The 21,671-nt window shown below is 75.5% G+C and carries 15 protein-coding genes; all 15 read right to left on the bottom strand.

Features of this window, described 5'->3' with window-relative positions:
- Positions 1 to 48 precede the first annotated feature (48 nt).
- Positions 49 to 1,464: a DHA2 family efflux MFS transporter permease subunit gene (locus DFQ13_RS02995; protein ID WP_110078689.1), complete on the bottom strand. Its 1,416-nt coding sequence runs from the start codon at positions 1,462 to 1,464 to the stop codon at positions 49 to 51.
- The gene (locus DFQ13_RS33535) at positions 1,461 to 1,634 is read right to left on the bottom strand and encodes a hypothetical protein (RefSeq protein WP_181399807.1); all 174 of its coding nucleotides are present in this window, start codon (positions 1,632 to 1,634) and stop codon (positions 1,461 to 1,463) included. The genes DFQ13_RS02995 and DFQ13_RS33535 overlap by 4 nt, the downstream gene beginning before the upstream one ends.
- Positions 1,631 to 1,804, bottom strand: coding sequence for a hypothetical protein (locus tag DFQ13_RS33530; RefSeq protein ID WP_181399806.1), 174 nt, complete (start codon positions 1,802 to 1,804; stop codon positions 1,631 to 1,633). Before DFQ13_RS33530 ends, DFQ13_RS33535 begins: the two co-directional genes overlap by 4 nt.
- Positions 1,801 to 1,974: a hypothetical protein gene (locus DFQ13_RS33525; protein ID WP_181399805.1), complete on the bottom strand. Its 174-nt coding sequence runs from the start codon at positions 1,972 to 1,974 to the stop codon at positions 1,801 to 1,803. Before DFQ13_RS33525 ends, DFQ13_RS33530 begins: the two co-directional genes overlap by 4 nt.
- Positions 1,971 to 12,167: a non-ribosomal peptide synthetase gene (locus DFQ13_RS02990; RefSeq protein WP_110078688.1), complete on the bottom strand. Its 10,197-nt coding sequence runs from the start codon at positions 12,165 to 12,167 to the stop codon at positions 1,971 to 1,973. Before DFQ13_RS02990 ends, DFQ13_RS33525 begins: the two co-directional genes overlap by 4 nt.
- A gap of 24 nt (positions 12,168 to 12,191) precedes the next feature.
- On the bottom strand, positions 12,192 to 12,968 hold the full coding sequence (locus DFQ13_RS02985) for an ABC transporter ATP-binding protein (protein WP_035278776.1): 777 nt from the start codon (positions 12,966 to 12,968) through the stop codon (positions 12,192 to 12,194).
- Positions 12,965 to 13,987, bottom strand: coding sequence for a FecCD family ABC transporter permease (locus tag DFQ13_RS02980; RefSeq protein ID WP_110078687.1), 1,023 nt, complete (start codon positions 13,985 to 13,987; stop codon positions 12,965 to 12,967). The genes DFQ13_RS02985 and DFQ13_RS02980 overlap by 4 nt, the downstream gene beginning before the upstream one ends.
- Positions 13,984 to 14,946: a FecCD family ABC transporter permease gene (locus DFQ13_RS02975; RefSeq protein WP_110078822.1), complete on the bottom strand. Its 963-nt coding sequence runs from the start codon at positions 14,944 to 14,946 to the stop codon at positions 13,984 to 13,986. Before DFQ13_RS02975 ends, DFQ13_RS02980 begins: the two co-directional genes overlap by 4 nt.
- Before the next feature lie 47 nt (positions 14,947 to 14,993).
- Positions 14,994 to 15,989, bottom strand: coding sequence for an ABC transporter substrate-binding protein (locus DFQ13_RS02970; protein WP_110078686.1), 996 nt, complete (start codon positions 15,987 to 15,989; stop codon positions 14,994 to 14,996).
- 36 nt (positions 15,990 to 16,025) lie between these two features.
- Positions 16,026 to 16,895 carry a siderophore-interacting protein gene (locus tag DFQ13_RS02965; protein WP_110078685.1) on the bottom strand — a complete coding sequence of 290 codons (870 nt, stop codon included), beginning with the start codon at positions 16,893 to 16,895 and terminating at the stop codon, positions 16,026 to 16,028.
- Positions 16,892 to 17,140 (bottom strand): phosphopantetheine-binding protein, encoded by a 249-nt coding sequence (locus tag DFQ13_RS02960; protein WP_110078684.1) that lies wholly within the window; start codon positions 17,138 to 17,140, stop codon positions 16,892 to 16,894. The genes DFQ13_RS02965 and DFQ13_RS02960 overlap by 4 nt, the downstream gene beginning before the upstream one ends.
- Positions 17,137 to 17,805: an isochorismatase family protein gene (locus DFQ13_RS02955; RefSeq protein WP_035278782.1), complete on the bottom strand. Its 669-nt coding sequence runs from the start codon at positions 17,803 to 17,805 to the stop codon at positions 17,137 to 17,139. Before DFQ13_RS02955 ends, DFQ13_RS02960 begins: the two co-directional genes overlap by 4 nt.
- 3 nt (positions 17,806 to 17,808) lie before the next feature.
- Entirely contained in the window at positions 17,809 to 19,443 is a 1,635-nt protein-coding gene (locus DFQ13_RS02950) for a (2,3-dihydroxybenzoyl)adenylate synthase (RefSeq protein WP_110078683.1), read from the bottom strand.
- Positions 19,440 to 20,636, bottom strand: a complete 1,197-nt coding sequence (locus DFQ13_RS02945) for an isochorismate synthase (protein WP_110078682.1) — start codon at positions 20,634 to 20,636, stop codon at positions 19,440 to 19,442. Before DFQ13_RS02945 ends, DFQ13_RS02950 begins: the two co-directional genes overlap by 4 nt.
- 98 nt (positions 20,637 to 20,734) lie before the next feature.
- Positions 20,735 to 21,493 (bottom strand): 2,3-dihydro-2,3-dihydroxybenzoate dehydrogenase, encoded by a 759-nt coding sequence (gene dhbA, locus DFQ13_RS02940; RefSeq protein ID WP_110078681.1) that lies wholly within the window; start codon positions 21,491 to 21,493, stop codon positions 20,735 to 20,737.
- Between the last annotated feature and the right edge of the window lie 178 nt (positions 21,494 to 21,671).

The following is a 21,671-nucleotide window of genomic DNA, read 5'->3' as shown; positions in this document are numbered from 1 at the left end:
TGTGGCCCCGTCTCCGGGGTCACAGGCCGGGTTTTTCCCGCACCGGGGTCAGGCCGCCGCGCCCCGCGCCCGCTGCCCGGGCAGGCGGGTGGCGGCCAGGGCGGCGAGGGCGGTCAGGGCGAGCACCCACCAGAAGGTGTCGCCGAAGGCCGCGGCGGCGTCCGGCCCGCGACCGGTCAGCCGGGTTTGCAGGACGACGGCGAGGACCGCGGTGCCCACCGAGCCGCCGAGGGTGTTGAGCAGGTTCAGCGCACCCGCCGCGCGCGGCAGGTGCGCCGGTTCGACGCCGCGGTAGGCCAGGGCCAGCACCGGGGCACCGATCATGGCGGCGCCGAGACCCCGGACCAGCAGGGACACCGCGATCGCGGCGTCCGGGACGTCGTGGCCGAGCTGGGTGAACACGGCGGTCCCCAGCGCCACGAGGGTGATCCCGCTCAGGACCAGCGTGCGGGCGGCGACGCGGTGCACGACCCGGCTCACCCACAGCGAGCCCGCGGCGGCGCCGAGGCCCTGCGGGGCGAGCAGGAGCCCGGTCTCCCACGCCGTGAGGCCGCCCGCGCCTTGCAGGTAGAGCGGCAGCAGGAACATCGTGCCGAACACGGAGGCACCCAGGACCACCAGCGCCACCGCCGCGACCCCCAGCGGTGGGCGGGTGAACAGGCGCGGGTCGATCAGCGGGACCCGGGTGGTCCGCAGCCCGTGCACCACGAAGGCCACCAGCATCACCGCCCCAACGGCGACCGCAGCGACCGCCACGCCCAGCGGGACGGCCCGACCCCGGCCGACCTCGGTCAGGCCGAAGACGAGCACGGCCAACCCGGGTGCGAGCAGGGCGGCGCCGCGCAGGTCGAACGGGGCGCGCGGCTCGACCGGCGCCGAGGCGGGGACGCAGCGGCGCACCAGCAGCAGTGCGACCGCGCCGACGGGCACGTTCACCAGGAACAGCCACGGCCAGGACGCCGCGCCCAGGATGGCGCCACCCGCGAGCGGCCCCAGGACCGGGGACAGCAGCGGCACCACGCCCACCACGCTGATCACCCGGCCGATGCGGTCGCGGCCCGCGGCGCGGGCCAGCAGCGCCTGCCCCACCGGTGGCAGCAACCCGCCCGCGAGGCCCTGGAGCACGCGGAAGGCGATCAGGCTGGGCAGCGACCAGGCCAGCGCGCACAGCGCCGACGCCACCAGGAACACCGCGACCGCCACCGCCCAGGTGCGCCGCCCGCCGAACCGGTCGGCCAGCCAACCCGAGGCCGGGACGGCGGCGACCACGGCCAGCAGGTAGGCCGTGCTGACCCACTGGATGCCGGTGACCGACGCGTCGAACCGGTCGACCAGCACGTCCAGGGCGACCGAGACGATGGTGGTGTCCAGGGTGGCCATGAAGGTGCCGAGCACCAGCACGAAGGCCGTGCGCCACAGCGCCGCGTCCACCACCGGCGCAGCCGGTACCGTGCGCCCGCTCACGACAACTCCCCCAGCACTCGATCGACACCCTCACCGAACAGGCCACGCAAAACACACAGGGCGACTGCAACGGCGGTGGCAGCCTCAAAGGTGCCCGGCACCACCACAAAAGCGGTCCGCCACAGCGCCGCGTCCACCACCGGCGCAGCCGGTACCGTGCGCTCACTCACGACAACTCCCCCAGCACTCGATCGACACCCTCACCGAACAGGCCACGCAAAACACACAGGGCGACTGCAACGGCGGTGGCAGCCTCAAAGGTGCCCGGCACCACCACAAAAGCGGTCCGCCACAGCGCCGCGTCCACCACCGGCGCAGCCGGTGCCGTGCGCTCACTCACGACAACTCCCCCAGCATTCGATCGATGTCCCTGCCGAGCAGGTCGGACAGCACGTCCAGGACGACCGAGACGGCGATGGCGACCAGGGAGGTGCCCGGCACCACCACGAAGGCGGCCCGCCACCGGGGCGCCTCCACGACCGGTGCGGCAGGCACCGTGCGCCCGCTCACGAGATGTCCCCCAGCAGGCGCTCCACGTCCGCGTCGAGCAGGGCGGGCAGTGCGTGCAGGGCTCGGAGCAGGTCGGCGGCGAGGGCGTCGACCTCGCCGGGGTCGAAGATGCCTGCCTGCGGGGCGAGGACCCCGGTCCACCCGGTGCCGGTGGGGACGACGGTGAGGGTGAGCGGGTGGTGGGTGCGCTCCCGGAACCGGGTGCCGGTGACGAGCAGCCCGGGGGCCGGTTCGCGCAGCCGCGCCGGGTCGACCGGGTAGTTCTCGAAGACCACCAAGCTGTCGAAGAGGCGGGCGCGGCCGGTGAGGGCGGTCAGTTCGGCGAGGCCGAGGTGCTGGTGCTCCACCAGCGCCTGCTGCCGGGCCTGGAGGTCGGCCAGTGCCGCCGCGGTGGTGCCGGTGAGGTGGGCGCGCACCGGGACGGTGTTGGCGAGCAGGCCGATGATGTCCTCCACCCCGTCCACCTCGGCCGGTCGGCAGGCGACCATGGTGCCGAAGCTGACGTCGCGGCGGCCCGAGCGGGTGGCGAGGACCGCCGCCCACGCCCCTTGCAGCAGGGTGTTGGCGGTGAGCCCGCGGCCGGTGGCGGCGGTGGACAGCGCGCCGACGACCGGTGCGGGGACGTCGAACAGGACCGGGTCGGCCGGGGCGACGGGGGCGGGCCTGCCGCGCAGGAGGTGGCCGCCCTCGGGCAGGTCGGCCAGTTCGACCTGCCAGGCGCGCAGGTCCACCGCGTGGTCGCGGGTGGCCAGCCACCGGGTGTGCCGGGAGAACGGGACCGGCTCCGGGAGGGCGGTGCCGCTGTAGTGGGCGAACAGCTCGGTGAGGATGCGCGGGGCGGACCAGCCGTCGGAGAGGACGTGGTGGCTGGTCAGCACCAGGTCGGCGCGGCTGTCCCCACGGCGCAGCACGGTGAGCCGCAGGGGCGGCCCGGCGGCGAGGTCGAACGGTTCGGCCAGGTCCTCGGCCAGCGCCGCGTCCACGTCGGCGTCGGTGACGTCGCGGACGCGGAACCCGGGTTCGGGGCGGGTGGGCAGAACCTGCACCGCGTGGGCGGGTGGGAACACCGCGCCCAGGTTGGGGTGCCTGGCGAGCAGTTCCGCGCCCGCGGCCCGCAGGGCGGTCAGGTCCAGGTCGCCGTGCAGGGTGAACGCGGCCTGCGCGGTGTAGGGGTCGCCGTGCGGGGAGCGGGCCTGGTCGAGCATCAGTTCCTGCATCGGTGTCAGCGGGAGGACCTGGCCGTCGGGGAGCCCGGCGGTGAGGTGGGTCAGTTCGCGGGTGAAGTGTTCGCCCAGGTCGGTGATCTCGGCCGGGGTGAACAGGGCGGCGGGCCAGGTGAAGCGGACGCCGAGCGCTTCGCCGTCGCCGTCGTCGCGGATCAGGGCGTTGACCATGAGCGGGTACGGGAGCGGGAGTTCGTCGCCGCCGGAGCCGAGCGGGTCGGCGCCCGGCGGGGGCTGCCAGGCGGTTTCCCCCGTCGGTGCGGCGGGGAAGCGGCCCAGGTGGTTCCAGCTCACGTCGGGGTGGCGGACCAGGTCGCCGCCGAGGATGCCGTACCCGAGGCCGTCGCCCGCGGCGCGCAGGTGGTCGCGCACCGCGCGCAGGGCGAGCGCGGTGCCCGGGGGCGGGGTGATGCGGGCGGGGTGCACGGCGGTGAACCAGCCGACGGTCTGCGCCAGGTCGACCGGCCCGGAGAAGTCGGGGCGGTGCGCGGGGCGGCCGTGGCCCTCCAGGGCGACCAGCAGGTCCGGGGTGGTGCCGCGCCAGGCGGCGACAGCCCTGGCCAGCGCGGTGAGCAGCACCGCGTCCGGGGTGGTGCGGTAGGCGGCGGGCAGGGTGGCGGTCGCGGCGCGGGTGGTGTCGGGGTCGATGCGGACCTGGTGGTGCACGGCGGTGGCGGCGGTGTCGCGGACCGGGTCGAGCACGGTTCCCGAGAGCGGGGCGTGCGGGGTGGCGGCGACGCGGCGCCAGTGCTCCCGCTCGACCTCCCGTGCCGGTGCGGCGGCGCGCAGGGCGTCCGCCCAGGCCAGCAGGGGCAGGCCGGAGCGGGGCAGGTCGGCGCCGGAGTGGGCGTGGGCGAGGTCGTCGAGCAGCACCCGCCAGGACACGGCGTCGACCACCAGGTGGTGCGCCACCAGGACGAGCCTGCCCAGGGCGGGACCGGCGTCGATCCACACCGCGCGCAGCAGCGGCCCGGTGCGCGGGTCCATGGCGGCGCGCAGGCGGGTGATGTGCTCCTCCGCCTGCGCGCCCGGGTCCGCGGCGGCGGGGACGGCGGTGAGGACGTCGGCGGCGGTCACCGCGCCCGCCTCGGGGATGCGCAGCACCGGGCCGTCGTCGGTGTCGGCGAGGTGGCCGCGCAGCGCGTCGTGGCGGGCCAGGACCGCGTCGAGCACCGCGCGCCAGATGGTTTCGTCGCCCGGTGGGACGCACACCTGCACCCACTGGCAGAAGGAGTCCGCCCGGCCACGGCTCACCAGGTCCCGCATGACGGGCGTCAGCGGCGCGTCACCCACCGCCGGTACGTCCTCTGTGGACTCGTCGGTTCCGCAGCGGGCAGCGATCCCGGCGATGGTGCCGCCCTCGAACACGTCGCGGGCGGTCAGGGTGAGCCCGGCGCGGCGGGCTCGGGACACCACCCGCAGCGAGACGATGCTGTCGCCGCCGACGTCGAGGAACGAGTCGTCCAGGCGCACGTCGCCCAGCACCTCGCGGAACACCGCCAGCAGCGCGGCCTCGGTCTCGGTCGCGGGCGCCCGGTCCTCGGCGGCGGTGTGCGCGGCGGGGGCGGGCAGGGCGTCGCGGTCGAGCTTGCCGGTGGGGCCGAGCGGCAGCCGGTCCAGGAGGACAAAAGCGGTGGGCACCATGTGGTCGGGCAGGTCGGCGCCCAGGTGCGCGCGCAGCGTCGCCGGGTCGGGGTCGGCGCCGTCGGTGGGCATGACGTACCCGACGAGCCGGTCCCCGCGCACCAGCACGGCGCAGGCGCGCACCCCGGGGTGGCGGCTCAGGACGGTCTCGACCTCGGACAGCTCGATGCGGAACCCGCGCAGCTTGACCTGGTGGTCGGCGCGGCCGAGGAACACCAGTTGCCCGTCGGGGCGCCAGCGCACCAGGTCGCCGGTGCGGTACATCCGCTCCCCCGGCGGGCCGTACGGGTCGGCGACGAACCGCTCGGCGGTGAGCGCGGCGCGGTTGACGTACCCCTGGGCGAGCTTGGGCCCCGCCAGGTACAGCTCACCGGTCACCCCGACGCCCACCGGGAGCAGGCCCGCGTCCAGGACGTAGGCGCGCACGTGCGGGTCCGGGCGGCCGATGGGCAGCGGGCCGGGGTCGTCGGGCCGGTAGGTCCAGGTGACCGAGTTGATGGTCACCTCGGTGGGGCCGTAGGCGTTGAACAGCGCCCGGCGGTCACCCCAGCGGCGGGCCAGCTCGGGGTCGAGGCGTTCGGCGCCGACGACGAAGAACAGGTCGCGGTCCACCTCGCGGTCGTCCGGCATGGCGGCCAGGAACGACGGCAGCAGGTTCACCCCGGTCACCCGGTGCTCGGTGATGTAGTCCAGCAGCTCGTCGCCGGGCATGCGCACCTCCTCCGGGGCGATGACCGAGGCGCCGCCGGAGAGCAGCGGCAGCATGAACTGCCAGAACGCCACGTCGAAGCCGATCGAGGCGAAGTGCAGGTAGCGCTCGCGCGCGCCGATGCCGACCACGTCCTCCTGGAGGGTGACCAGGCTGGGCAGGCCCCGGTGCGCCACGGCGACGCCCTTGGGCCTGCCGGTGGTGCCGGAGGTGTAGATGACGTAGGCGCTCGAGTCGCCGGTGATCCCCCGCCGCGCCTCGACCGGGTCTTCATCCCAAGTGGACGGACCGGCGAGCGCGGTGGGGTTGAGCACCGAGACCCCGACCGCGACGGCGAGGGAGTCCGGGGTGGCCACGACCGCGGCGGGGGCGATGTCGTCGAGCATGTAGGCCAGCCGGTCGGGCGGGTAGGTCGGGTCCATGGGAACGTGCACCGCCCCGGCCTTGAACACGCCGAACAGGGCCACGACCAGCTCCACGTCCCGGCCGAGCAGGACGGCCACCGGGTCCTGCGGGCGCACCCCGCGCTCGCGCAGGGCGTGGGCGAGGCGGTTGGCCCGGCGGTCGAGTTCGGCGTAGGACAGGGTGCGGTCGCGGCAGACCACGGCGTCGGCGTCCGGGGTTTCCCGCACCCACCGGCCGAACTCCTCCAGGCAGCCGCCCACGGGCCTGCTCGGCTCGGCGCCCTCGCCCAGCGCCAGCAGCGCGTGGTGCTCGGCCGGGTCGAGGGCGCGCAGCCGGGCCACCGGGCGGTCCGGGTCGGTGACGATCTCCTCCAGCAGGGTGCGCAGCCAGCGGCCGTAGCCCCGCACGGTGTCCTCGTCGAAGGCCTGCGGTTGATAGCCCAGGCCCACCACGATCTCTTCGCCGGGGATGACGATGACGGTCAGCGGGTAGTGCGTGGCGTCGGTGATGTCCACGCCGACCAGGTCCAGGCCGGGGGCCAGGGTGGTGCGGTCGCGGCTGGAGAGCGGGAAGTTCTCCATCACCAGCATGGTGTCGAACAGGTCGCCGAGACCGGCGGCCCGCTGCACGTCCGGCAGCCCGACGTGGTGGTGCTCGGCGAGGGCGACGCTGTCGGTGTGCACTCGGTCGAGCAGGGCGGCGGCGGTTTCGGCGAGATCGGTGCGGACCCGTACGGGGATGGTGTTGCCCAGTTGGCCGATGACCCGTTCGACGCCGTCGAGTTCGGCGGGCCTGCCGGAGACCGGGCAGCCGAACACCACGTCGCGGCGGCCGGTGAGCCTGCCGAGCAACACCCCCCACGCGGCTTGGAAGACCGTGGTGGCGGTGACGCCTCGGTTACGGGCGAAGCCGCGGAGCCGGTCGCTGAAGTCGCGGCCCAGGTTGACCGTCACGCGTTCCGGTCGGGCCACTGTGGACACCGCGGCGGCGGGGGCCAGGTGGGTTCCGCCGTCGAGCCCGGCCAGGGCGGTGCGCCAGGCGTCAAGCCCGGCGGCGTGGTCGCGGCCCGCCAGCAGGCGGTGGTGGTCGGTCAGCGCGGGGGCGGTCGGCGCGGGTGGTCCACCGCCGAGTTCGGCGTAGGTGGCCAGCAGGGTGCGCCCGACCAGGGGCATGGACCAGCCGTCGAGCAGCGCGTGGTGGTTGGTGATGACCAGGCGGTGCTCGTCGGGGCCGAGGGTGCACAGCAGGAAGCGCACCAGCGGCGGGGTCGCGGGGTCGAAGGGGCGGTCCAGGTCGGCGCGGCAGTGCTCGGCCAGCAGGCGGTCGCGGTCGTCCGCGGTGTGCCCGGACAGGTCGGCGTGGCGCCAGTCGAGGGTGGTCCCGGCCGGGATGACCTGGACGACCTCGCCGGTGGCGGTGGTGTGCAGGTGGACGCGCAGCGCGGGGTGCCTGCGCAGCAGTTCCCCGGTTGCCGCGCGCATCCGGTCGGGGTCGAGGGCACCGCGCAGCAGGGTCATCGCCTGCACCACGTAGACGTCGGTGTCCTGGTCCGCGCGCAGGAGGGTGTGGAATGACAGGCCCACCTGCAATGGGGTGGCGGGCAGGACGTCGAGCACCCGGCCGCGCCGCTCCAGGGCGTCGATGGTGTCCTGGTCGAGGTCGACCAGCGGCAGGTCGGACGGGGTGAGGCCGCCGCCGTCGGGTCCGATGCGGTCGGCGTGCGCGGCGAGGGCGGCCAGCGCGGTATCCCACGCCCGCCGCAACCCAGCCAGTTCCGCCGGGGTGAGCACCAACCCGGCGGCGGTCCACTCGACGGCGATGCGGGGGGTGGTGTCCTCGCGGACGAAGCAGTTGAGCGCGAGGACCTGTTCCAGCGCCTTGGCCGGGGGTTCGACGACGGCGAACGGGTCGTCCTCGGGCAGCCGCCACCCGGACAGCGGGGCGAAGCGACCCAGGTAGTTGAGCAGGACGTCCGGCGGCGGGGTGGCGAACCCGGCGCGGGTCTCCGGGTCGAGGTGGCGCAGCACGCCGTACCCGGTGCCGCTGTCGGGGACGGCGCGCTTGGCCTCCTTGACCGCGCGCACCAACCGGCCGGTGGCGTCGCCGCCCGCGAGCGCGTCGGCCAGGTCGGCGTCGGCGCGGACGGCGTCGGCGGGGAGGCGCAGGGGGTGTTCGGCGGTGAACCAGCCGACGGTGCGGGACAGGTCGAGCCCGGCTTGGTCGCGGCCGTGGCCCTCCACGGTGACGGTGACCGCGTCGCGCTGCTCGTCGCGCCAGAGCCGCAGGGCCAGGACCAGCGCGGCCAGCAGCACCTCATCGGCGCCCGCGCGGTAGGCCGTGGGCAGGGAGGTGAGCACGGCGGTGCTGGCCTCGGGTGAGGCGAGCGTGGTGCTGCGGTGGGCGGTGGCGGTGGTGTCGAGGGCCTGGTCCAGCGGGCGGGCGCCCAGGCGGAAGTCGTCGCGGGCGGCCCGCCAGTGCTCGACCTCGGTGCGGCGGGCGCCGGTGGCGCCCTGCTCGGCGAGCCGGTGGGCGTGGCGGCGCCACGAGGTGCCGACCGGGGCCGGGGAACCGCCGGTGCACGCGGCACGCAGGTCGGGCAGCAGCACGCGCCAGGACACGCCGTCCACGGCGAGGTGGTGGACGACGACGACCAGCCGGTCTGAACCACGCAGCAGGACGGCCCGCACCAGGTCACCGGAGACCGGGTCGAGGGACACGGCTGCCGCGCGGGCAACCTCGGCTGCACTGTCCACGGTGGACTCGCTGACAACGCGGTCGGCGAGCACCGACCCGCGCGGCGCCACGACCAGCTCACCCTCGGGCGACACCCGCAGGCGCAGGGCGTCGTGGTGGTCGAGGAGCACGCCGACACCGTGGACGAGGCGGTCCAGGGGCAGGGGGCCGTCGAGGTCGACCACCGTCCACTGGGCGTACCCGGCGATGGCGGTCGGGTCGGGGTTCCCGTCGAGCAGGGCGCGCACGATGGGCGGCGCGGGCACCGGCCCGGTCGGGTCGTCGGCCTCGGCGGGGTCCGCCAGCTCGGCAGCGCGCAGGTCGCGCCCGGCGGCGGCCAGGGCGGCGAAGCTGCCACGGGCGAGCAGGTCGCGGGGGCGCAGGTCCAGGCCGTGGGCGCGCAACCGGCTGCTGACGCTGATGGCGGTGATGCTGTCGCCGCCGAGAGCGAAGAAGTCGTCGTCCGGGCCGACCCGGTCGACACCCAGCACCTCGGCGACCGTCGCGCACAGCAGCCGCTCCCGCTCGGTGCCCGGGGCGCGGCCCGCGCCCGAGGTCCGGGGCGCGGGCAGGGCGGCGCGGTCGAGCTTGCCGTTGGTGGTCACCGGCAGCGCGTCCAGCACCACGACCGCCGAGGGCACCAGGTGGTCGGGGACGCGGTCGGCCAGCGCCGCGCGCACCCCGTCCGGGCTGGGGGTGGCGCCCGCGGCGGGCACGACGTAACCGACGAGCCGGGCGGTGCCGGTGTCGGTGCGGACGGCGGCGGCAGCGGCGCCGACCCCGGGCAGCGCGCCCAGGGCGGCCTCGACCTCGCCGAGTTCCACCCGGTGGCCGCGGACCTTGACCTGCCCGTCACGGCGGCCCAGGTATTCCAGCCCCCGACCGGGCACCCAGCGGGCCAGGTCGCCGGTGTGGTACATCCGGTCGCCGGGGTCGCCGAACGGGTCGGCGAGGAACCGCTCCGCGGTGGCCCCCGGTCGGCCGAGGTAGCCACGGGCCAGGTGCGGTCCCGCCAGGTACAGCTCACCGGGGCTGTCGGGCTGGACCGGGCGCAGCGCGTTGTCCAGCAGGTAGGCGCGCGTTCCGGGGACCGGGAAGCCGATCGTGGGGGCACCGCCGTCGATCCGGGCACCCACACTGTCCACAGTGGCCTCGGTGGGGCCGTAGAGGTTGCGGGCGGGAACCCCGGATTCGGCCACCCGGAGCCAGAGCGCGGGTGGGGCGGCCTCGCCGCCGAGGATGAGCAGGGTCGGGCGGTGGGCGCCGTCGAGCAGGCCCGCCTCGACCAGGGGCGCGGCCATCGACGGGGTGGTGTCGACGACATCGATGCGGTCGCGGGTGAACGCGGTCAGCAGGGCTTCCGCGTCGCGGGCGAGGTCGGCCGGGTAGAGGTGCAGTTCGTGCCCGCACAGCAGCCACAGCAGTTGGTCGAGCGCGGAGTCAAAGGCGAAGGAGTAGGTGTGCGCGGACCGCAGCCGCCTTCCCGCGCTGCGCTCGGCCTCCGCGACGGTGGTCGAGCGGTGGTGGTGGATCAGCGACGCGAGGCCGCCGACGCGCCCCAGCACGCCCTTGGGGGTTCCGGTGGACCCGGAGGTGAAGATGACGTACGCGAGGTGGTCGGGGTGCCGGGGCGCCGACAGTTCCTCAGTGGACAGTGGGGCGCCGGGCAAGCCCGCCAGTTCCGCGCGGACCTCCGGTGCGTCCAGCAGCAGGTGCGGCACTCCGGCGGGCACGGCGTCGGCGGTGGCCGCCTCGGCGAGCGCGAGCACCGCCCCGGCCTCGGTGGTCGTCGCGCGCAGCCGCTCGGCGGGGTGCTCGGCGTCCAGCGGCAGGAAGGCGGCCCCCGCGTCGAGGACCGCCAGCAGCGCCACGACCAGGTCGACCGAGCGGGTCAGCGGCAGCGCCACCACGTCGTCGGCGCCGACGCCACGCGTCCGCAGCAGCCGCGCCAGGCGGTGCGCCCGGGCTACGAGTTCGGCCGTAGCCAGCCGCTCCGCCCCGCACACCAGCGCGGTCTCCCCGCCCCCGTCGGTCAGACCGGCCAGCAGGGCGGGCACGTCGAGCGGGGTGCCGGGTGCGGGCGCTGTGCGCCACTCCGCCAGCAGGTGCGCGCGGTCCTCGGGGGCGACCAGGTCCACCCGGCCGACGGCGGGGGCGGCCGGGTCGGTCAGCGCGGTGATCAGCGCGCGCAGGGCGTCGAGCCTGCGGTCGACCCCGGCCTGGTCGTGGGTGCGGGCGTCGACCTCGAAGCCGAGCAGCAGCCCGCCGTCCCCGGTCGGCAGCACGCTCAGCCCCATGTCCTCCGGCGGGCCGCCCGCGACGTTGCGCATGACCCCGGTGGACCCGGCGAAGTCCAGGGCGAGGTCGAACGCCTTGAGGTTCACCCCGCGCCCGTGCAGCAGCGCCCCCGCCCCGGCGACGGCCAGGTCCCTGGGCAGGTCCTCGCCCCGGTAGCGCTGGTGCGCGCGCATCTCCCGCATCGCCACCGCCACCCGCGCGGTCAGCTCGGGCAGCCCGTCGCCGCCGGACACCGCGACCCGCAGCGGCAGCACGTTGACCGCCATGGCCGGGGTGCGCAGCGCCGACCCGACCCGGCACATCAGCGGCAGCGCGAACACCACGTCGGCCTGCCCCAGCACCCGGTGCAGGAACGCCGCGTAGCAGGCGATCAGCGCCTCGCCCCAGGTCGCGCCGACCCCCTCCGCGACCGCCTTCAACCGGGCCAGGTCCGCCGCGTCCAGCACGGCGCGGGCGGTGACGGTGCGCTCGGGCAGGCCGGTGGTCCCGGTGCCGTCGTCGAGGTCGGGCAGTGGGGTGAACCGCTCCCGCCAGTAGGCCCGGTCCTGCTCGGCGCGGGCACTGCCCCGGTAGGCCAGGTCGGCGGCGACCACGTCGGCGAACCGGCCGAAGGTCGCAGGCGGCGGCTGCTCGCCGCGCACCAGGGCGGTGTAGTGGGCGGCGGTGCGGCGGGCCAGCATCGCCGCGGTGTAGCCGTCGAACACCAGGTGGTGGCCGAGCTGGGTGAACCACACCTCCCGGTCGGTCAGGCGCAGCACGGTGTGGGAGAACAGCGGGCGGTCCACCATCCCCCGGCACGCCTCGGCGACCCGGTCGCGCTCGGCGGCGACCAGGGCGTGCGCGGCGGCCACCGGGTCCGCCTCGGCGCGCAGGTCGATGACCTCCGGCAGCGGCACCGGGTCGGCGGAGACCACCTGGCGCGGGCCGTCCGGGGTGTCGGACACGCGCAGCCGCAGGCTGTCGGCCTCCTCGGTGGTGGCGCGGATCGCCGCGCGCAGCGCCGCCACGTCCACCGGCTCGGTCCCGCTGATCTCCAGCACGTCGCCGACGACGTAGTACGGCGAGTCCGGCTCCAGCCGCTGCGCGTCCCAGATGCCCCGCTGGGCACCGGTCAGCTCCAGAGCGGACCCGGGCAGGTCGGGGTCCACCGTGGACGTGGTGTCGGCGTGGGCTGTGCTCAACGCGTGCTCCTGGGGATCGGGAGGTCAGAAGGAGGGGACGACCATCGGGGTGCCGGTCACCGGGTCGGGCACGACGACGCACGGCAGGTCGAAGACCTTGTCGACCAGCGCGGCGTCGACGACCCGCGACGGCGGCCCCTCGGCGACCACCCGGCCGTCGCGCAGGGCGACGAGGTGGTCGGCGTAGCGGCAGGCCTGGTTGATGTCGTGCAGCACCGCGATCACGGTGCGGCCCGCGTCGCGCAGGCGGGACAGCAGCTCCAGCAACTGGTACTGGTGGGTGATGTCGAGGAACGACGTCGGTTCGTCGAGCAGCAGGTACGGGGTGCGCTGCGCCAGCACCAGCGCCACCCACACCCGTTGCCGCTGACCGCCCGACAGCTCGTGCACCGGCCGGTCGGCCAGGTCGGTGACCCCGGCGGCCTCCATCGCCTCGGTGACGGCCTCCTCGTCGGCGACCGACCAGGTGGACAGCAGGCTCTGGTGCGGGAAGCGGCCCCGGGCGACGAGCTGGCGCACCCGGACGTCCTCCGGGGCGACGGGCTCCTGCGGCAGGAAACCCAGTGCCCGCGCCAGTTCCTTGCCCGGGTACTCCCCCACCGCGCGCCCGTCGAACAGGGCGGCGCCCCCGGTGGGGCGCAGCAGCCGCACGAACGCGCGCAGCAGCGTGGACTTGCCGCAGGCGTTGGGGCCGACGACGGCGGTGAACGCGCCGTCGGGCACGTCCAGCGTCAGCCGGGTGGAGACCACCCGGTCGCCGTAGCGCAGGGTCAGGTCCCGCGCGGTCAAGCGGGCGGTCACGTCCGCCGCACCTCCTTGGTGAGCAGCCAGATCAGGTAGCAGCCGCCGATGGCGGTGCTGACCACGCCGACCGGCAGGGCGACGGGGGCGAGCAGCGCCTGCGCGAGCAGGTCACCGCCCTGGAGCAGGGCCGCGCCGGTCAGCGCGGCGGGCAGCAGCGGCACGCCGGGGGCACCGGCCAGCCGCCTGCCGATCTGCGGGGCGGCCAGCGCCACGAACGCGATCGGACCGGCCACGGCGGTGACGGTGGCGGTGCAGCCGACGCCGATCAGCACCAGGTGCAGCCGCAGCCGCTCCAGGCCGACGCCGGTGGTGACGGCGACCTCGCCGCCCAGCCCGGACTGGTGGGTGGCCTGCGACCGCAGCGCCAGCAGCACCAGCAGCACGGCCAGCACGGCGAACGGGATCGCCAGGTCGTCCCAGCCGACGCCGTTGAGCGAGCCCGCGCTCCAGGAGCCCGCGGCGATGGCGACCTCCAGTTCGGCGCGCAGCACGATCCAGGAGTTGACCGCGGTCAGCATGGCGTTGACCGCGATGCCGATCACCACCAGCCGCAGCCCGGACAGCCCGCCCTTGCGCGAGAGCAGGTACACCGCCGTCGCGGTCGCCACGCCACCCAGGACCGATCCGGTGGTGAGCTGCGCGGAGGTCCCGGACGCGACGGTGAGCGCGATCAGCGCCCCGGTGTAGGCGCCCGAGTCAAGCCCGATCACGTCCGGGCTGCCCAGCGGGTTGCGGGTGATGCCCTGGAAGATCGCCCCGGCCACGCCGAGCGCGGCCCCGAAGACCACCCCGGAGAGCACCCGGGGCAGCCGCCAGTCGCGGATGACGACGCTGGAACCGCCGCTGGAGCCCGAGAGCGCGGCGAAGACCTTGGCCGGGCTGGCCCAGACCGCGCCGTAGCAGAGGCCGAGCAGCCCCAGCCCCAGGATGACGAGGACCGCCGCGGCGGTGAAGACGAGGGTGCGGCGCTCGACCCGGAAGGACACCGGGCCGCGACGCAGGACGACGGCGGTCACAGCGGCGCCGCCCCGTAGCGGCGGACCGCCCAGATGAGCACCGGCCCGCCGAGGAACGCGGTCACGATCGCGACCGGCACCTCCCCGACCGGCAGCAGCACCCGCGACCCGATGTCGGACACCAGCAGCAGGACCGGGCCGAGGACGGCGGCGAAGACGACCAGCCAGGGCACCGAGCCGCCCGCCACGCGCCGGGCCAGGTGCGGCACGATCAGCCCGACGAACAGGATCGGACCGGCCACGGCGGTCGCCGCCCCGGCCAGCACGGTGATCAGCACCAGCGCCCCGGCGCGCACCCCGGCCACGTTCACCCCCAGGGTGTGCGCGACCGCCTCGCCGAGCGCCACGGTGTTGAGCTGCCTGCTCAGCAGCAGCGCGCCGAGCAGGGCGGCGGCGATGGCCAGCAGGGGCAGCAGCGTCGGCGCCTGCTCCCGCCCGGCCAGCGACCCGACGACCCAGAACCGGTACTCGTCGAACACGTCGGGCAGCAGCAGCCGCAGCCCGAGCGACACCCCGGTCAGCACGGAGCTCAGCGCGACCCCGGCGAGCACCAGCCGCAGCGGCGAGCGGTGGCCCACCGCGTACACCAGCGCCATCGCCAGCACCGAGCCGACCACGGCCAGCACCAGCTGCCCGGCGGCCGTGGCGGTGGCGCCCAGCGCGGAGCCGACGGTGATGGCGAACCCGGCGCCGGTGCTCACCCCGAGGATGCCCGGTTCCGCCAGCGGGTTGCGCGAGAGCACCTGCACCAGCACCCCGGCCACGCCCAGCGCCGCACCCGCGGCGACGGCCAGCAGCGCCCGGGGTGCGCGGATGTCGCGCACCACCAGGTCGTCGCTGGAGCCGGTGGGCTCGAACACTGCCCGCAGCACCCCGGCGGGGGCGATGGTGTGCGCGCCGACGGCGAGGCTGAGCACCGCCACCGCGGCGAGCACGGCCAGTGCGAGGAGCAGCCACACCCCGCGCGCCCCCGACCGGGAGCGCGCGGGTGCGGCCTGGACAGCGGTCACGGGGCCAACAGCGGTGCGAACGCCCGGTCGATCGCGTCCGCGGTGGTCATGGCCGAGCGGTAGGTAGCGGCCTCGGTGTAGCGCAGCGCGAAGACCTTGCCCGCCTTCACCGCGGGCAGTTCCTTCCACAGCGGGGAGTCCAGGACGTACTGCACGGGCTTGGGCACCGAACCGTCGGCGGCGACGGAGTAGGTGATGGCGTCGGCCTCGGCGAAGGCCGCGGGCAGTTCCTCGATCGACGGGTACTCGCTGACGTCCTTGGAGCCGCCGCCCTTGACCTTGACCTGGCCGTAGTAGTCCGCGCCGAGGTCCTGGGCGATGTTGGTGCCCCAGGAGCCGTTGAACTCGCGCTGGAAGTTGCCGTTGGCGACCTCGCCGTAGGCGCCGAGGTGGGCGAGCTTGAGGCCGGGCAGCACCGAGGCGTACTTGGTGGCCAGTTCCTTGGTCTTGGCCTGGTAGGCGTCGCGGTTGGCGTCGAAGGTGGCCAGCGCGCCCGCCGCGTCGGCCTGCTTGCGCGAGAGGTCGCGCCACGCCGAGGGCAGCGAGGGGCCGATGGCCACGACCGGGGCCACCGCCTCCAGCCGCTTGAGGTCGATGTCGGCGAGCACCGGCTTGGGCACGCCGATGACGATCAGGTCCGGCTCGGCCTGGGCGATCGCCTCGTAGTTGGTCTCCGCGGCGGACTCCCCCGCCACCTTGTTCAGCTCGTCGTACTTCGCGCGGTCCTCGGCGGTCATCATCGGCAGCCCCCGCTGCCAGGAGGAGATCCCCACCAGCGGTGCGTCGGCCTCCAGCAGGGCCGGGACGGCGTACCCGGTGGCCACGACCCGCTTCGGGGCGACCGGGATGGTGATCTGGCCGTTGTCGGCGGCGAAGACGCGGGTGTCGCCCGCGCCCGCGCCGGACTCGGCGTCGCCGGAGCCGCAACCGGCGGCCAGGCCGATGGTGAGCACCAGCGCGCTGGCGATGCCGGTGATTCTGGGGATGGGCATGGGGTTCCTCGGGGTTTCGCTCGTAATTCGGGGGGATCAGTGGTGGTCGTGCGGGTGGTCGTCCTCGTCGTCGAAGTCGGCGACGCCGCGCTTCCAGTAGCCGGTGATGTCGTGGTCGGCCCTGCCCAGGCCCAGTTCGTCGCGGACCCAGCGGCGCAGCGGCTTGATCGAGCCCGCCTCCCCGGCGATCCAGGCGTAGATCCGTTCGCCCCCGGGCACGTCGATCCCGCGCACCGCCCGCTCCAGCAGGTCGGTGGTGCCGGGCGCGGCGCCGTCGCGGTGCAGCCAGTGCACCTCGACGCCCTCGGGGGCGCGCAGGTCGATCCGCTCGCCCGCGTCGGCGACCTCGACGAACGCCCAGCCGCAGGCGGTGCGGGGCAGTTCCTCCAGCCAGCGGGCGATGGCGGGCAGCGCGGTGAGGTCGCCCGCGAGCAGGTAGCGGTCGTAGGTGTGCGGGACGATCAGCCCACCGGGCGGGCCCGCGACGTGCACCTCGGCGCCGGGTTCGGCGGTGCGCGCCCAGTCGGCGCCCAGTCCCCCGGCGTGCAGGGCCACGTCCAGGTCGAGTTCACCGGTGGCCGGGTCGTAGCGGCGCACGGTGTACTCGCGGGAAGTGGGTGACGGCTTGGGCCAGCGCAGCAGGTCGCCGTCGGGCTCGGGCAGGCGCAGGGTGCCGTCCGGCTCCGGGAACAGCACCTTCACGTGCTCGTCGGGCGAGTGCGCCTCGAACCCCCCGGGCCCCGGGCCGCCCAGGGTGACCCGCAGCAGACCGGAGCCGACCATGGCGGTGCGCACCACCTCGGCGGTGCGCACCCGGATCGGGTAGCCGACCTTCTCCGCCGCGGTGCCCGCGCGGACCTCGGCGATGCGCTCGCGGTGCCGGTGGCGGTGGTCGACCCGGCTCACGTGCCCGCCCCGGCCACCAGGCTGGTCCAGCGCTCCAACCGGGGTTCCTCGGCCAGGTCGGCGAACTCGACGGCGGGCGCCCCGGCCGCGCGCCAGCGCTCGACCAGCGCCATGGTGCGCATGGAGTCCAGGCCCAGGTCGAACAGGTCGGCGTCCGGGGTCACCTCGGCCGGGTCGCAGCCCAGCACCTCGGCGACGTCGGCGCGCAGCCGCTCGGCGGTCAGGGCGGTATCGGGGGTGCTCATCGCTGCGCTCCGGCGGGGATCGGCGCCGACAGCGCGGCGAGCGCGGCGGCGGTGGTGGTGACGGCGCCGCAGCGCTGCGCGACGTACTCGCAGGCCCGGTCGTGGTGCTCGCGGGAGAAGTCGGCCACCGCGTCGCTGACCAGGAACGGGCGCACGTCGCGCATGAACGCCTCCACCGCGGTGGTCTGGCAGCCGATGTGGGCGTAGACGCCGGTGATCAGGAGCTGGTCGCGGCCGAGGTCGGCTAGCTGCTCGGTGAACGGGCTGCGCTGGAACGCGCTGTAGCGCCACTTGTCCAGCACGGTGTCGCCGGGTCGGGGGGCGAGTTCGTCGACGATGTCGGCGGCGCGCGGGTCGTCGTCGATGACCGCGCCGATGCCCGCGCCCCAGAACTCCAGCAGCAGGCCGCGGTCCTCGTCGGCCTGGCGGCCCGGCTGGGCGGTGTAGAACACCGGGACCCCGACGCGGCGGGCCACCTCCAGCAGGGCGGCGGTGTTGGCGACCACCTCCGGCAGCGGCGCCCCCTGGTACGGGGCGAGGAAGTAGCGCTGCGCGTCGTGCACCAGCAGCGCCGCGCGCGCCGGGTCGGGCCGCCAGTCGACCCGACCGGCGGGCAGTTCGGACGCCTCGGGCAGCCGGTAGGAACCGATCTCGGGCAGGGACACGGGTCACGCCTCCTTCACGAGGGCGGCCAGGGCCACCCGCAGTTCGCGTTTGCTGGTCTTGCCGACCCCGGTCACCGGGAACGCCTCGACCACCTGCACCAGGTCGGGCACCTTGAACGCGGCCACCCCGCGCCCGCGGATGAACCGGCGCAGGGCGGGCGCGGTGGGCGCGGCCCCGGCGACCGGCACGACGTAGGCGCAGGTGCGCTCGCCGAGGTAGTCGTCGGGCACCGCGACCACGGCGGCGTCGAGCACGTCGGGGTGGGCCATGAGGTGGTCCTCGACCTCCTCGGCGGCGACCTTCTCCCCGCCCCGGTTGATCTGCTCCTTGGCCCGGCCGACGACCTCCAGGTGCCCGGACTCCGTCTGCCGCACCAGGTCCCCGGTGCGGTAGAAGCCGTCCGGGGTGAACGCCAGCGCGTTGTGCTCCGGCGCGCGGTAGTAGCCGCGGATTGTGTACGGGCCGCGGGTCAGCAGCGCCCCGGTCTCCCCCGGTGCCACCAGGTCGTCCGAGCCCGCCTGCGGGTTGTCCGGGTCGACCACGCGGACCTCGTCGTCGGGGGAGATCGGGCGGCCCTGGGTGCCCAGGACCACCTCGGCCGGGTCGTCCAGGCGGGTGTAGCAGACCAGGCCCTCGGCCATGCCGAACACCTGCTGCAACCGCACCCCCAGGGCGGGTCCGACGCGCTCGGCCAGTTCCCGGCCGCACTTGGCCCCACCGACGAGCAGCACGTCCAGTGTGGACAGGTCGTGCCCGGTGCGCGCGGCGGTCTGCACCCAGGCCGCGGCCAGCGGCGGCACGACCCCGGTGATGGTCACGCCCTCGCGCTCGATGAGCCGGAACGCGGTGTCGGCGTCCGGGCGCGGCGAGAACACGACCTTCGCCCCCGCGTGCCAGGCCCCCAGCACACCGGGTGAGCTGAGCGGGTAGTTGTGCGCGGCGGGCAGGGCGGCCAAGTAGACGCTGTCGGGGGTCAGCGCGCAGATGCGGGCGCTTTCGCGGACGCTGTAGAGGTAGTCGTCGTGGGTGCGCGGGATCAGCTTCGGCAGCCCGGTGCTGCCCCCGGACAGTTGCAGGAACGCCACCCCCGACGGGTCGGGGTCGGGCAGCTCGCGCGGGGCGGTGGCGGACAGGTCGTCGAAGTCGGCGGACCCGACCACGTGCACCTGGCGCACCGAGGCCACGTCGGCGGCCACGGCGCGCGCGGTGGCGGCGTGGTCGTGCCGCTCGTGCACGCCGACGGTGAGGATCGCGGCGGCCCCGCTCTGCTCGGCGAAGTGGCGCAGTTCGCTGTGGCGGTGCGCGGGCAGGGCGAACACCGGCCAGGCACCGGCCCGCCACAGTCCGAACAGGACCGGGGCGAACTCGGGCACGTTCGGCAACTGCACCACGACCCGCTCACCCGGGCGGATGCCTGAGTCGACCAGGCCTGCGGCGATGCGGTGCGCGCGGTCGTCGAACTCGGCGTAGGTCCAGCGGCTGGTGGTCCCGTCCCGCTCGCCCACCACTGCGACGCGGGGGCCGTGCGCCTCGGCCAGCGCGGTCAGCAGCGCGCCGAAGGTCTGGCCGCGCCAGTGCCCCGCGGCGCGGTAGCGCGCGGCGACCGGTGCGGGCCACGGGGTGTGGTCGAGGGTCATCGCGGGTCCTCGGCGCCGAGCGCGCGCAGCAGCGTGCGGAACTTCGCGCCGGTCTCGGCCAGTTCCGCCGCCGGGTCCGACCCGGCGACGACCCCGGCCCCGGCGAACAGGCGCACCGACCGGTCGCACACCTCGGCGCAGCGGATGGTGACCACCCACTCGCCGTCGCCGTTGAGGTCGGTCCAACCCACCAGGCCGGTGAAGTGGCCTCGGTCCAGCGGTTCCAGGTCGGCGATCGCGTCCCGGGCGCGGACCACCGGCACCCCGCACACGGCGGGGGTCGGGTGCAGCGCCTCGGCCAGCGCCAGCGCGGAGGACCCCGGGTCGGTCGGGTCGGCGACCCGTCCGGTGACGCGGGTCGACAGGTGCCACATCGTCGGCGTGCCGATCACCGACGGCTCGGCGGGCACGTGCAGGTCGGAGCAGAACCGGCCCAGCACCTCGGCCACCCCGGCGGCGACGTGCGCGTGCTCGGCGCGGTCCTTGGCCGAGGCCAGCAGCGCCGCCCGGCGCCTGCGGTTCTCGTCCTCGTCGGCCACCCTGGGCAGCGAACCGGCCAGCGGGTTGGCCACCACCTCGGCGCCGTACCGCGACACCAGCAGCTCCGGGCTCGCCCCGAGCAGGGTGCGCGGGGCCGGGTCGCCCGGCGCGCTGACGTCCACGGCGAAGGCGTGCGCGGCGGGGTCGGCGCGCACCAACCGGGCCAGCAGCGCGGGCACCGCGACCGGGGTGTCGGCGAGCAGGTCGAGGCACCGACCCAGGACGACCTTGTCCAGGTCGCCGTCGTCGATCAGGTCCAAGGCGCGGCGCACGGCGGCGGTGTAGGCCGCCGGTTCGGGTCGGGGCGTGACCGTCCAGGCGGGCACGCGGGCCGCTCCGGTGGGGCCGTCGCCCCCGGGGGCGCCGGCCCGGCGGACGAGCGCGGGGACGACCAGGCTGCTCGGACCGTCCGGGCGGAACCCGATCGCGCCGACCACCACCGGTTCCTCGACCCCGGCCACGGCCGCCGCCGTCAACGCCGCCGCCGCGGCGGTGGCCCGGGTGCCGTGCGGGGCGTCGACCGGGGCGTGCACCCCGTCGGCGAGCAGCGAGCCGCGGGCCGAGGAGTAGTAGAACGACCCGGGCAGGTAGGCGGACAGCAGGTCGGCAGCCCGGTGGACCGGACGGGGACGCACCAGGGCGGCAGCGGACACGCGGAATTCCCTTTCGCAAACAGATCACTTCGGACGTTCCCACCCGGCGCACCCGGGCGGGGCAGGACTGGAGGGGGAAACTTACGAACCGCGGAGGATCAGGCGCACAGGGTCGCCCCGCCGTCGACGTACAGGTTCTGCATGGTGATGTGCCGGGCCCGATCGGACACCAGGAACACCACGGCGTCGGCGATGTCGTCGGGATCGGCGATGCGGCCGAGCGGGATGCCCACGCGGAACCGCTCCGCGTCCCCGGCGATGACCCGCTCGGGACCGTTCCCCCCGGTCCAGAGCGCGCGCTGCATCTCGGTGTCGGTCGACCCCGGCGAGACGACGTTGCAGCGCACCCCGGACCCGGCCAGTTCCAGCCCCAGGCACCGGGTGAGCATCGTCGCCGCCGCCTTGGACGCGGCGTAGGCGGCCATCTCGGCGCGCGGCACGCCGACGGCGTTGGACCCGACGGTGACCAGCGCCCCGCGCCCGCGCGGCACCATGCGCCGGGACACCTCGCGCAGCACGGTGAGCACACCGGTGGCGTTGACCGCGAACGTCGCCGCCCAGTCCTCGTCCCGGGTGTCGCACACCGACGCCGGTCGCAGCACCCCGGCCGCGCAGACCCCGATGTCGATCGGCCCCAGGTCGCGCTCGACCTCGTCGACAACCCGGGCGATCGCCGCCGGGTCGGCCACGTCGGCCGCGAACGGCACGACCGCCCCGCCCGCGACCCCGGCCTCGATGTCGACCGCCGCCACGGTGACACCCTCCCGGGCCAGGGCGCCCGCGATGGCGGCGCCGATCCCCCGAGCGGCACCGGTCACCACCGCAACCTTCCCGGTCAACCCGGTTTCCCCACCCACCCGTGCACCCCCTTTGCGCGTTGTTAACTAAGCCTTGCCTAAGTTACCAATTAACGACGTCGTTTCCGCAAGACAAGGTGCCTATGACCCAGAACACATCTGGATTCGCGCATGTCAGGGGGTGGTCCCAGCCGTGCCCGGACATGGCGAGGGGCGGCGGGCACTTGGCCCACCGCCC

Origin of the sequence: Actinokineospora spheciospongiae (assembly GCF_003182415.1) — a bacterium.
GTDB classification, from domain to species: domain Bacteria; phylum Actinomycetota; class Actinomycetes; order Mycobacteriales; family Pseudonocardiaceae; genus Actinokineospora; species Actinokineospora spheciospongiae.
This window is presented reverse-complemented; position numbering and strand designations above follow the sequence as displayed.